The 12,555-nt window shown below is 65.1% G+C and carries 6 protein-coding genes; 2 read left to right on the top strand and 4 right to left on the bottom strand.

The genetic code is table 11. The features are described from left to right. Positions 1 to 11 precede the first annotated feature (11 nt). The 4 genes from nusA to JW876_00825 all read right to left on the bottom strand — a co-directional run bounded on the left by nusA (position 12) and on the right by JW876_00825 (position 9,674). Positions 12 to 1,682, bottom strand: a complete 1,671-nt coding sequence (gene nusA, locus JW876_00840) for a transcription termination/antitermination protein NusA (GenBank protein ID MBN1884051.1) — start codon at positions 1,680 to 1,682, stop codon at positions 12 to 14. Positions 1,683 to 1,741: 59 nt separating this feature from the next. Beyond that, on the bottom strand, positions 1,742 to 2,260 hold the full coding sequence (locus JW876_00835) for a ribosome maturation factor RimP (protein MBN1884050.1): 519 nt from the start codon (positions 2,258 to 2,260) through the stop codon (positions 1,742 to 1,744). 103 nt (positions 2,261 to 2,363) lie between these two features. Next, positions 2,364 to 3,257, bottom strand: coding sequence for a M28 family peptidase (locus tag JW876_00830; GenBank protein ID MBN1884049.1), 894 nt, complete (start codon positions 3,255 to 3,257; stop codon positions 2,364 to 2,366). Positions 3,258 to 3,269: 12 nt separating this feature from the next. Then, positions 3,270 to 9,674 (bottom strand): hypothetical protein, encoded by a 6,405-nt coding sequence (locus JW876_00825; GenBank protein MBN1884048.1) that lies wholly within the window; start codon positions 9,672 to 9,674, stop codon positions 3,270 to 3,272. Positions 9,675 to 10,016: 342 nt separating this feature from the next. On the opposite strand from JW876_00825, the gene JW876_00820 reads away from it, so the two are divergent. Together JW876_00820 and JW876_00815 are read left to right on the top strand one after the other, a co-directional pair. After that, positions 10,017 to 11,414 carry an LptF/LptG family permease gene (locus JW876_00820; protein MBN1884047.1) on the top strand — a complete coding sequence of 466 codons (1,398 nt, stop codon included), beginning with the start codon at positions 10,017 to 10,019 and terminating at the stop codon, positions 11,412 to 11,414. Positions 11,415 to 11,465: 51 nt separating this feature from the next. Then, on the top strand, positions 11,466 to 12,545 hold the full coding sequence (locus JW876_00815) for an LptF/LptG family permease (protein MBN1884046.1): 1,080 nt from the start codon (positions 11,466 to 11,468) through the stop codon (positions 12,543 to 12,545). Positions 12,546 to 12,555 lie beyond the last annotated feature (10 nt).

Here is a 12,555-nt window from a genome sequence, read left to right as displayed (position 1 = left end):
TTCATCTCCCTTCAGTCGACCTTGTCCTCTCCGTGAGGCTCCTCGTCCGCGGGTGCGGGTGTCTCCTCCCCCTCGTCGGGGGCGGATCGCATCACGGCGTCGTCATCGGACGCCTCCGCGGATTCGATATGCGTATCGTCGGGTTCCACGGCCTCTTCCCCGTCGGAGGGTCCGTCGTCGTCCTCGTTTTCCGAGGCGCCGCCGGTCTCGTCGTCGTCCTCGCCGCCTTCTTCGGCCTCGCCGCTCGCGGCGTCCTCGTCCTCCCCCTCGTCCTCCTCGTCGTCATCGTCCCCGAGGTTGCCGAAGAGCTGTTCCTCGGTGAGCTTGGCCTCTTCCTTCGCCTCCTCGTCGTCCGCGAAGACCTCGTCGTCGAAGAGCTGCTTCTTGGCCGCCTCCTCTTCCTTCTCCTTCACGAGCAGTTCCTCGAGGGCGCGGTTGAGCTCCTCGTTGGTTTCCGCGGCGGTGGCCTTCAGCTTCTCCGCCGTCTTCGGCCCGATGCCTTCGATCCCGAGGATCTCCTCGATGGGAGTCTTGTAGAGCTTCTGGACGGTGAGGATGCCGCAGTTCTTCAACTTGCCCGACAGCCGCGGCGTGACTCCGTACATCTCGGAGATGTCCATCTGGAGCTTCTGCTCGAGCCGGTCGCGCCGCTCGGTCTCGCGCACCGTCGTGAGATCGATCTTCCAGCCGGTGAGCCGCGAGGCGAGCCTGACGTTCTGCCCCTCCCTGCCGATGGCGAGCGAGAGCTGGTCGTCATCGACGATCGCGAGGACGATCGATTCGGACTCGTTGAACCGCAGGGAGGAGACCTTCGCCGGCGCCAGGGCGCGCGAGACGTACTCGTGCTGGTTCTCGTTCCAGGGCACGATGTCGATCTTCTCGCCGTGCAGCTCGTTGACGACCGCCTGGACGCGCGAGCCCTTCATGCCCACGCAGGAGCCGACGGCGTCGACCTTGTCGCTCCGGGAGAAGACGGCGATCTTCGAACGGCCCCCGGGCTCGCGGGCGATGCTCCTGATCTCGACATCGCCGTCGAAGATCTCCGGCACCTCCTGCTCGAAGAGCTTCCGAAGGAAGAGCTCGCTCGTGCGCGAGATGATGATCTGCGGCCCGCGCGCTTCCTTGTCCACCTCGATGATGCAGGCGCGGATCGTCTCGCCCTGGTTGTAGCGCTCCTTGCGGATCTGCTCGCGGAGCGGCAGGTACGCCTCGGCGCGGCCCAGGTTCACCAGGATGTTGCCACGATCGACCTGGCGCACCGTCCCGACGACGATGACGCCGACCTTGTCCTTGTATTCATCGTAGATGCGCTCGCGCTCGGCCTCGCGGACCCGCTGGGTGAGGACCTGCTTCGCCGTCTGGACGGCGTTGCGCCCGAACTCGACGATCGGCAGCTCCTCGGCCACCTCGCCGCCGATTGCGGCCTCCTCGTCGATCTCGCGGGCATCCTCGAGCGACAGTTCGAGGACATCGTCCTCGACCTCCTCGACGACCTTCCAGATGCGGAAGACCTCGAGAACGCCCTTCTGTTCGTCCAGGTGGACTTGTATCTCGGCCTCCTGCCCCAGCTTGCGCCGTGCGGCGGAGGCGAGGCTCATCTTGATCGTCTCGACGAGCGTGTTCTTGTCCACCCGTTTCTCGCGGATGATCTGCGCGAAAGCATCAATGAAACCCGTATTCATTACCGTGTCGCTCCCGTCATGGGTAGGTCATCGAATTCTAGGGCAGCCGCCCGAAACTGTCAAAGTCTTTTCCGGGAAGGACCTTTCCCCTTCCCTCCCGGCTCTTTCCCGGGGACGGGAATCTCGCCGCGGAGGGAGGCCGAACGTATCCGGTCCCAGGGAACGGTCTCCGTTTCCTCTCCCACGGAGAGGCGAACGCCGTCGTCTCCGACGCCCGCGATCTCCCCGGTCACCGTCCGCGCCTTCCCGTCCTCGCCGTCGATGCGCACCTTCGCGGCATGGCCGACGAACCGCTCGAAATGGGACGGCCGGGTCAGGGGCCGGTCGATCCCGGGGGAGGAGACCTCGAGGATATACGGACCCGGGAACCGTTCCTCGCCGTCGAGAACGAATCCCACGGCGCGGGTGACCTTGACGCAATCGTCGATCGTCACGGCCCCCTCGGGGCGGTCGATGTACAGACGGAGCAGTCGTCTCCGGCCCCTCGCGGCGGTTTCGATCTTGACGAGCTCGAAGCCGAGGCTCTCCACCTCGCGCTCCACGATACCGGCGAGCTCGGCCTCGACGACCATCGTCACGCTCCGTGTCGGGAAAAACAAATGGGGCGACCCCGCCCCACCAGTCACAGACACATACATACCTAGTCGAAAAACGAGTGAAACGCAAGTAAAATCTATGCGATCAGAGCGACCAGATCCACGCGACGAGCACCGTGCCGACCGCCTCGAGACTCTCGGCCGAGCACTTGTCGGGCGTGTCCTCGAGGGTGTGCCACCACGGATACTCGAAATCGATCAGGTCGACCGCCTGCAGACCCTCGCGGATGAAGGGGACGTGGTCGTCGATGACGGCCGGGCCGGGCTTGCGGACGAAGGCGTCGACGGCGAGGTCGCCGGCGATCCCCCACAGCTCGTCGACGACGCGCGGTGCGTACCGTCCGGAGTACCCCTCGACGGGGATCTCGACGCCGCGCTCGCCGATCATGTCGACGACCACGACGGCAACCGGGCGATAGCCTCTCAGATGCGCCGCGAACCAGGCCGAACCGAGGCAGTAGTCGTCGGGGTTCCCTTCCTCCCCGTAGTCCTCCCCGTCGAAGAGAACGATATCGACGCCGACGGGAGGTTCGCTCTCCCCGAGAAGCCGGGCGATCTCGAGAAGGACGGCGACCCCGCTCGCGCCGTCGTTCGCGCCGACGATCGGTTCGTCGCGCCGGGCGGGATCGGGATCGCGATCGGCGCGCGGGCGGGTGTCGTAGTGGGCGCCGAGAAGGACGCGCGTTCCTGCTTTCCCGTTGAAATTGCCGATGATGTTGACGAGACGGAGCGTATCGCCCGTCGAGAGGACCCCGTCGAAGGGCTGGACCGAGACGGAGGCGCCGCAGGATTCCAGGCGGTCGACGAGCCATTTCCGGTACTCCCGGTGCGCCGCCGAGCCCGGGTAGCGCGGCCCCATCTCGCACTGCCGCACGAGCAGCGCCATGGCCTTCTCGCCGTCGAAGCGGGGCAACTCGCCCGCCCCGCAGCCGAGCGAGGCGAGGAGGATCGTGGCGGCGGCGATCGCTTGTGTCCTCATCCGTCTCCTCCGTCAGAAGGTGAACTCGGTCTGCACGTGCAGGCCGACCCGGTGATAGACGTACCCGAGAACCCCCCCGGCCGTCCGCGAATAGGTCCCCGTGACCGAGCCGGTGATGCGGTTGCTGAACCGGTAGGTGGCCCGCGGCGACATGGTGATGATCGTCGATGCCGGGGCGTTGAAGCTCGACGCGCTCGAGTATCCCATGTTGAATCCCGTGGAGAGCTTGCTGGTGAACTTGATCTTCTTCGAACTGAGCCAGGGCAGGGGGACGGAAAAGCCCTCGCTCCGCTCGAAATCGTACTTCAGGTCGAGATTGACCGAGTAGGACTTCTTCCAGAACGTCTCGGTCGCCTCCTCCCAGTCGCTCTGGCCGTAGGTGACGGCGAGGTTCGTGATGAGGGAGTTCTTCCAGGTGAGGTTCCAGTTGGGGCCGATGATGATGTCCACCTGGTCCTTGCGCGACGTTTTCGACGTCTTCCGCTCGAACTTGACGGTCAGGTCGCTCTGCTTGATGTAGCGCTTGAGGATGCCGTACCTCTCGAGTCCCTGCCAGCGGAAGGTCAGGGAGGGCCAGGTGAGCCGCTCCGATTCGTTCGTCGTCGTGCCGTCCACGTCGGTGGACGACGTATTGATCCCCATCCTGATCTCGACGTCGAGATCGCCGGTGAGCTGGAGGCCGGAGCTGAAATCGATGACGAGATTGGAGGTGGCGCGGACCGGCTCGTGCTCCTTCTCGCCCGACTTGCCGGGCACGCCGGCGTCGTCGGTAAAGGCGAGCTGGTACGGGAACGACGCCCGCTCGTGGAGACGCTGGTAATACGAGCTCCGATCGAGCCTGATCGAGGTCCGCACGGGATCGATGCGGCTCAGAAGCAGGAAGAGGTGTCGCGGAAGCAGCAACGGGTCGCGCCCCTTCGCCTCGACCGTGTCGGCGGGGGCGGCCGTCGTGTCGGGGGCAGCCGTCGTATCGGCGCGGGCGGCGGCGGGCGCCCCGGGCAACGGCCTGCTGATGCCGAGCTCGCCCAGGTCGGCTGACCCCGCAGCCTGCGTTTCGCCACCCGCGGGAATCGTCGCGGGCGGCGTCGCCGGGGGCGTCGCCGGCGGGGTCGTCTGCTGGAGATCGAAGATCGATTCCTGCTGCCCCGATTTCTCGCTCGGCTGCGGCTGGTTCTGCTGCTGGAGCCAGTCCTTGAAGTTCTTCTTCATGTCCTGGAGACCGCCGCCCCGCCGGCGCGTGCCTCCCGCGCCGCCCTCACCCTCGTGGAGGACGCCGATGAACCGTCCGACGCCGCCGAGATACCGCCCGAGGTCGACGTCGAACCGGAGGTTGATGTTCCGGTCAGCCCATGCGTCGCGCGTCCCGAAGGGATCGTCGCCCTCGCGGATCGATGGACGGAGATCCTCGCGATACCGGCCCCGGTACTCGAAGTCGGGCGTGAACTGCGAGATGAGGGGGAAATTCGCTCCCGGCTTGAACTGGAACATGATGTTGTGGGAATACTCCGTCCGGTGGCCGATGAGGTCGTCGGGCTGCAGGACGCGGTGCTCCCGCATGCTGAAGCTCAGCTTGACCGATTCGAAGGGATCGTAGAGCGTCGACACCTCGTTGTCCCACTGCGCGTTGTAGCTGTACGGCCTGGCGACGAACTCGCCGGACGTCCAGGAGAAGGCCTTCTTCTTCGTCCGCGAGGCGCTCCCCGTATAGGTCAGGTTCGAAAGCCACCAGCGCCACTTGATCCCCCTGAAGAGGCCGAGCTGCCTGTTCTTCCTGAAGTGGACCGTGTAGTTGACGCTCCCGCTCGTCGTGTACGTCGTGTCGATGTTGCGGGGAGAGTTGGCCGTGCTCTTCGACCAGCTCATCGAGGCCTTGAGGTTGTCGAAGAGGTGCTTCATCAGCCAGTTGCTCGATCCCTTCCGGCTGAGCGAGACGCTGTAGCTCCGCGAGTTGTTCACCGTCCGCAGGCTGTCCCTGACCGCCTCGTCCTGGATCTCGATGTCGGAGCTCGGGAAGTACTTCGGCAGGGCCCGCGTCTGCGAAAGCTTTCCCGAGACGGGGATGTCGAAGCCGAGCGTGGGGATGACGTGGTTGAGCTTCGTCTTCCCCTGGATGTTGATCCCCGTGTTGGTCACGCCGCTTCCCGCCTTCTGCCGAAGCGAGCGGAACTCGGGACCGGTCCGCTGCAGGCTCGCGCTCAGCTGGATCACGTTGGCGAAATTCGCCGACATGCTGACGCGCTCGGCGTGGTCGATGTCGCGCCTCACGCCGCCGAGCTTGATGTCGTTGAGATAGACCTTCCCCTCGCGGAGAAACCGCCCCGTGTCGTTGCGGATGCCGGCGAAGAGGTAGCGCACCTTGAAGAAGGTCGGATCGCCCCTGACCCGGGCGACGTACGAGCGATCCGGATCGACGACGTCGCCGATGACGGCCGACACGGTGTCCTCAATCTGTCCGATCTTGAGGTTGGTCAGGTCTGCCAGGTCGACCGTCGCGTAGACCCAGCGGCGGATGTCCTCCTTCGAGACCGGCACGCCGATCTCGTAGTAGTTGTTGCTGTCGTAGGCGAACTGGAGGAAGAACTCGTAGATCGTCTCCCCCGGCTCGAAGTCGTACGGATTGTCGACGTCGGGATAGGCGAAGAACTGCACTTCGCGGTACTGCTCGAAGTTCTGTCCCTCCCCGAAGAAGCGCTTCACCGCCTGGAACTGCGTCGTGTCGGGAAGGTTCTCGAAGCCGAGGAGAAGCGACTGCTCGCGGTTCTCGATCCCCTCCTCCTCGTCCACCGTGTAGGGCGGGCGGTAGAGGGAATCCGGGGCTTCCTTGTTGTTGATCGAACCGATCTCGGCGTCGAAGCCGGCGGGCGCGACGATCCGGACGCCCTCGAGATCGCGGACCCCGTTGAACTCCCACTGGTTGCCGACGATCTTCATCCCGCCGATCTCGACGAACTGCCAGCGGAGCCCGTCGAGCGAATCGGTCCTGTCGATCCAGACGCGCATGTGCTGGATCGCGTCCTGCCGCGGCTCCGAGCCGGTCGGCGAGACGAGCCTCGCCGTGGAGAGGTCGATCCGGTACATCCGCCAGGCCTTGACGAGGTTGTTGTCCTGGTCTCCCTCGTACCAGTAATCGGAGTAGCGGGTCTTGTCGAAGTCGCGCTGCACGTCGATGAGCGCCGCCGAGGCGAGGGGCACCTCGATCGTGTAGAAGGCGTTCGTCTCGTCGAGCGTTCCGTTCTTGTTGAGATCCTCCGAATCCTGGTAACCGTTCCGGCCCCGGCAGTTGATGTTCGGCGTGAGATCGAGGAGGGGATCGTACTCCTGGTTGATGTTGACGGGATAGAGGCAGCTCTCGTCCGAGAATCCGAAATCGTTGTCCGCCGCGTTCCAGAGCTTCGTCTCGGGATCGCGCTCGTCGTCCCATTCGCCGAGGTCGGGGTTGTGGTAATCCTCGTCGATGCGGCCGAAGTCGATATGGATGACCCCGCCGCGGCGATCGGCCTCCGGCTGGTAATCGTTGACCCAGATCTCGATGTACTGGGCGTTGGTCAGATCGAGCCCGCCGGGGAACCCGGTCATGACGCCGAACCACTTGTCGTCGTCGTTCACGCCGGTGGAATCGACCGCCCGCAAGAAGAGGGTCGTCACCGAGGAATTCTCGCGCGTGTCGAGGTCGGGATTCATGTCCCGCTTGCTCGTGACGAGGTACTCCTGCGTCTCGCGGTTCGGGTTGTACCACCAGAAATCGAAACCCGGCACGTCGTAGAGATCGCGCATCACGTAGGTCTCGCCCGACGGATCGTTCGGATCGAGCTGGAGCGCCGGGCTCGCCTCGTACCAGGACCGCCGGAGGAGGCTGATCTGGTCGGCGTCCTCGATCCCCTCCATGTCGTCGATGAACGCCTCGCCCTTCGTGTTCGGGTCGGGAATGGAGACGGCGATCTCCCCCGCCATGTTCAGGCTGCTCTGGAGATCGGTGTCGACGAGGGGGAGGAGATTGGCCATCCAGGTCATCCACCGCGGGTTGAAGCTGAAGTTGCCGTTGATGTCGGCCGCCATGTTCTTCGTCGGCTCCTCGCCGAGGCGGGGCTTGTACCGCGGCGTGCCGACGGAGTTGTAGAGGAACGTCCCGTTGATGCGGGAGTTGGAGGAGAGACTGAGCTCGCCGCCGACGCCGAGGAGCGAGGTCTTTCCCCCGCCGACGAGGGGCTTGTACTGGTAGTTGACCGTGACCTTCGAATCGGGGGTCATCTCGTTGACGATGTCCCCCTTGAGCGTGATCTGCCCGAACCCGTAGTCGATCTCGTAGTCGATGCCCCGCGAGAGCCTGGTGCCGTCCACCGTGACGGACTCGCTCCCGTCGATGATGTCGATCGCGGGGAGCTGGAAGCTCTTCTGGCTCGCTCCGCCGCGGACGACGAGGTCGAACTGGTGGTCGCGCTCGATCTCCGTGCGGTTCTCGTTGTTGTAGATGATCGGCCGCAGCGGCAGCTCGCCGAAGGCGAACTGGTTTTCCGGCGGCAGCGTGTCGTTGAGGTAGGACCGGACGACGATCTCGGGGATGTCGAAGGGCTCGGGCCAGGGGAACATGATGTAGCCGACGTCGAGATTGAGGATCGCCGGGTCGTCGTCGATCCGGGTGTCCGCGCCGGCGCTCGGCGGCGTCGTGTTCTCGTCGATCAGGTCGAGGCCGAAGATGCGCAGGTAGCTGATCCCGAGGGAATCGACGTCGGCATTCTCCCGGAAGGAGCGGTTCTCGATGGAGACCTCGAGCGCGCGGGCGCTGACGTTCGAGACGCCGATCGCGTAGACGTTGCGCATCATCATCTTCCACGTGTTCGAGGCGGGCGTGAAATCGTTGTCGGGCGGACAGATCAGCTCTGCCTCGAGGGGCGCCGACTCGCTCCCGATCCCCGGGACGAGGTAGTCGCCGATCACGGTCTGCGTCGTCCCGTCGGTCATCCGGTACCGGACGGCGAGGGCCCGCCGATCGTCGAGGTTCTGGTAGAGGCGCAACCCGATGTACTTCGTGATCGATTCGGAGACGTACTGCTGGACGTAGTCGTAGTCGATCCCCCACTCGAGCTTCTTGAACCTGAGCTGGAGCCCGCCGCGAGACCGGTCGGCGTCGTCGATCCCGTCGTTCCCCGGATCCTCGAAGGCGACGATGTTGTACTTGGCCCCCTCGTAGGTGTTCTCCTCGTTGATGTCGTCGCGAAGGGAGATGAAGACCTCCACCTCGTCCGCCCCGCCGACGACGGCGTAGTTCTCGTAGAACCCGGGGTTCGGATAGAGGAAGTCCGTGCCGGGGCATTCCAGGTAGAAGTACTTGCGGCTCACGTACCCGTAATCCGGGATCCGCGTCTCCCCGGTCGCGCCGCCGGAGGAGGTATAGGTGCCCGAGGCCGTCTCCCCCTCCTCCTTCGAGGCGATCACGGTGAGGTCGAGGGGGCCGACCTGGGCCACCGCCTTGACGCCGAAGAGCCCCTTCGCCGAACCCGAGTAGCTGATCAGCTGCGCGCCGGTCAGGGTGAGATCCGTGTCGCCCATCTCGATGAGCTTGATGATCTCGTCGTCGAACCCCGTGTAGTTCAGCCGGACGCGGTTCACCGACGCCATCCCGCCGCCCGTCGAGGAATGATCGATCGCGACGTTGATCTTCTCCCCGATGTTGCCGTGGAGGTTGACGGTGAGCTGCTGCTCCATGTCGAGGTCGGGGAATTTCTGCTGCGACGGCCGCCCCTCGGTCTGCGGGCAGTTCGAGCACCAGTTGGATTCGCCGCCGATCCGGATGCTCTCGCGGCCGGAGACGGTGAGATTCGTCTCCTCGCCCCGCCCGATGATCCGTTCTATCTGCCGGGGAAGCGAGATGGGGATGTCGATGTTGATCAACCCCCGCCCGTGGCCGGCCTCGAGATCGCGTCCGAGGTTGTACTTGACGTCCTCCACCCAGACCGTCCGCCGCACGCGCTTTCGGACGCGGCGTTCGAGCTCGTCGACGTCGATCACCTCGACCCCGAGCGACGCCTCGATCTCGCGTTCGCGGAAGGCGAAGAAGGGTCCCTCGCGCGTCTCGGCGCGGATGAATCGGACGTACCCCGGCACGCTGAAGCGGAAGAGCGCGCCGGTGGCTTCGTCGTACTCGAGGACCTCGCGGCGCAGGTCGAATGTCGATTGCAGGAAGTTGGGGTAGAAGAAGCCGGGGTGGTCCTCGTGCGTCCCGATGAGGATCACGTCGAGCGGGAGCGCGCCGTGTTCGCTGATGTGGTAGCGGATCGAGAGGTCGCGCGAGATCCGTCCGAGATCGACCTGCAGGCTGTCGGCGCGCGCCGACGCGGCGAACAGGAGCCCCAGCGCGGCGCACATCGCCGCCGGCCGGCGCACCGAGGTCGATCGAAATAGCCGTCTACCGCAAGCCAACTCGTCCCACCCGCTCTGTCGACGTACCTGCTTCCGGCCGCATGTCCTCTGACGGGGACATTCGCCCCCCGATATGTCCACGAACGGATACACGCGTACCTCTCCCCCGCCGCCCGGTCCCGATGCCGAACAGGGGCTCACGCGCGCATCGCCGTCTCGCCAACACCGGACGGGGCAGGAGGTTGAGCGACAGAAGGGTACCGGCCCGCCGGTGCGGAGTCATCTGCGTCCGTGATCGATGCTGCAGGAAGCGTTCCACCGGGGGCGGCCGCGGCCCGTCCCGCTGGCGCCTCCGGGGAAAATCCGGTGCCGACCGCCCCGCCGATGTGTTACATATACGGTATGAGACCCTCGCTGCTCGATCGCTACATCCTTCGCAGCCACGTCGCCCCCTACGTGTTCGGCGTCGCCGTGATCACGTTCATCTTCGTGATGGACTTCATCTTCCGTTCGCTCGACATGTTCATCGGCAAGGGCGTCGACATCCTCGTCGTCCTCGAGTTCTTCGTGCTGAGCCTCGGGCACATGTACGCGCTGATCATACCGATGGCGGTGATGCCGGCGACCCTGATGGCCTTCGGCCAGCTCGCCGCGGAGAACGAGGTGACCGCAATGAAGGCGAGCGGCGTCTCCCTCTACCGCATGATCGCGCCGGTGCTCTTCGCCTCCGTGCTGCTCGGCGGCTTCCTCGTCTACTACAACAACGCCATCCTGCCCGAGAGCAACCACCGGCTGATGAACCTGATGATCGCCATCGGCAAGATGCGGCCGACGCTCGAGATCAAGGAGAACCTCTTCAGCGACGGTATCGAGGGATACACGATCTACGTGCGCGAGAAGGATGACCGCACCGGCGAGATCCGGGACGTGCTCATCACCGAGAAGAAGAAGGGGGCTTCCCCGACGACGATCGTCGCCGCCAGGGGACGGATGGAGTATCTCGACGACCGCAACGTCCTGCGTTTCGAGCTGGAGGACGGCGAGATCCACGAGATGCCCGACGCCGGCGACATCACCTCCTACCGGCGGACCTCCTTCAGGAACTTCACCCTCAACATCCAGGACGCCGACCGGTCGCTCCGGCGCACCGAGCGGAGCCACCGGGGCGACCGCGAGATGAGCGCCGGAATGATGCGGCGCCGTATCGAGGAGATCGAGGAGGACATCGCCGCGGTCGAGACGAAGATGCACCGCTTCGCCTCGCGGGAGATCCTCGGGAAGGCCGCCCTCGTCTTCCCCGAGTTCGCCGGCCCGGCCGACGAGGCCGCCGAACCGGTCGAGGACGGGCGGACGCCCCCGGCCACGCCACGGACCCGCACGATCAGCGATCCCGCCGGCCAGACGCTCGGCTTCCTCGAGACCCAGACGCACATCATCGAGTCGAACCGCAACCAGATCTCGCGCTACGGCGTCGAGATCCACAAGAAGTACTCGATCCCGTTCAGCTGCATCGTCTTCGTCCTGCTCGGCGCCCCGCTCGCCATCAGGGCCGGCAAGAAGGGAATGACGATGTCGGTCGGGTTCTCCATCCTCTTCTTCCTCGTCTACTACATGTTCCTGATCAGCGGCGAGAAGCTCGCCGACCGGCGCTACCTCGATCCGTGGCTCGCGATGTGGATGCCGAACTTCGTGCTGTCGGCGGCTGCCGCGTTCCTTCTCCACTCGACGGTCCGCGAGGCCCAGACGATAAACTGGGAGCGGCTCGACGTCCTGAAACGCTGGCGCAAGAGGACCCGGTAGACTATCATTCCCCCTGGTGCGCCCGCCGGGCGCGAGCGACGGGACTGCCACGTGAAGATCCACGATCGATACATCCTCCGGGGGTTCTGGCAGAACCTCCTTCTCGGCCTGATCGCCTTCACCGTGATCTTCATCACGGTGGACGTCAGCGAGGAGATCGACAACTACATCGACCACGACGCGACGATCGCGGTGGTCACCCTCTACTACGTCTACCTCGTTCCATGGATCCTCACGCTCGTCTTGCCCGTCGCCGTCCTCCTGGCCGTCGTCTTCTCGCTGGGAAAGCTCTCGAGGCAGAACGAACTCACCGCCTTCATCGCGTCGGGGCGGAGCTATCTCCGCGTCGCCGCCCCGATCGTCGTCTCCGCCCTCCTGATCAGCGCCGTCTCGGCGGCCTTCAGCGAACTCGTCGTGCCGCTCGCGAAGCGCCGGGGGGACCTCATCATGGCCGCCGACATCGAGGGGCGGACGCAGCGGGACTCCAACCGGTACCGGAAGGAGCTGCACTACCAGGGGGAGGGAAACAGGGTCTACTACGCCGAGAAGTACGACAAGACGCTCAACGTCCTCGTCAACGCCGTCGTCCAGGAGTACGACGGTCCACGGCTCGTGCGGCGGATCGACGCCCGGAAGATCTTCTGGGACGGCCGCCAGTGGGTGTTCATCAACGGCGCGATCCGCGAATTCGACGGCGACACGGAGCGGATCACGACCTTCGAGAACCGCCCGATGCCCTCGCTGGTCGAGCGCCCGGAGGACCTCGCGAAGGAGGAGGTCGACCCGGAGGAGATGAACTGGTGGGAGCTGCGCGACTACATCGACAAGGTCAGGCGCGGGGGCGGCCCGGTTGACAAGTACAAGGTCGACCTGTATTTTAAGTTCAGTTTCCCGTTCACCAACCTGATCTTCGCCGTGATAGGCGTGGCCCTCTCGTCCGCGAAACGAAAGCCCTCGATGGCGACGGGATTCGGCTTGACGCTGCTCGTCAGCTTCACCTACTACGGCATCCTCCGCATCGGGCAGGCGCTCGGCCACAGCGGCGTCATCCCCCCCCTCCTGGGAGCCTGGGCGGGGAACATCCTCTTTCTCGCGGTGGGCGGCGTGCTGCTCCACCGGGCGAACCGATGACGGAGGCGGA

The sequence above is a fragment of the Candidatus Krumholzibacteriota bacterium genome, from assembly GCA_016931295.1.
Lineage (GTDB): Bacteria > Krumholzibacteriota > Krumholzibacteriia > Krumholzibacteriales > Krumholzibacteriaceae > JAFGEZ01.
Note: the sequence above shows the minus strand (reverse complement) of the source record. Positions and strands in the feature narration are given on the sequence as shown.

Excerpts from the sequence above, each read along its gene's own strand:
- nusA (MBN1884051.1), bottom strand. The coding sequence starts at position 1,682 with ATGAATACGGGTTTCATTGATGCTTTCGCGCAGATCATCCGCGAGAAA.
- JW876_00830 (MBN1884049.1), bottom strand. The coding sequence starts at position 3,257 with ATGAGGACACAAGCGATCGCCGCCGCCACGATCCTCCTCGCCTCGCTC.
- JW876_00820 (MBN1884047.1), top strand. The coding sequence starts at position 10,017 with ATGAGACCCTCGCTGCTCGATCGCTACATCCTTCGCAGCCACGTCGCC.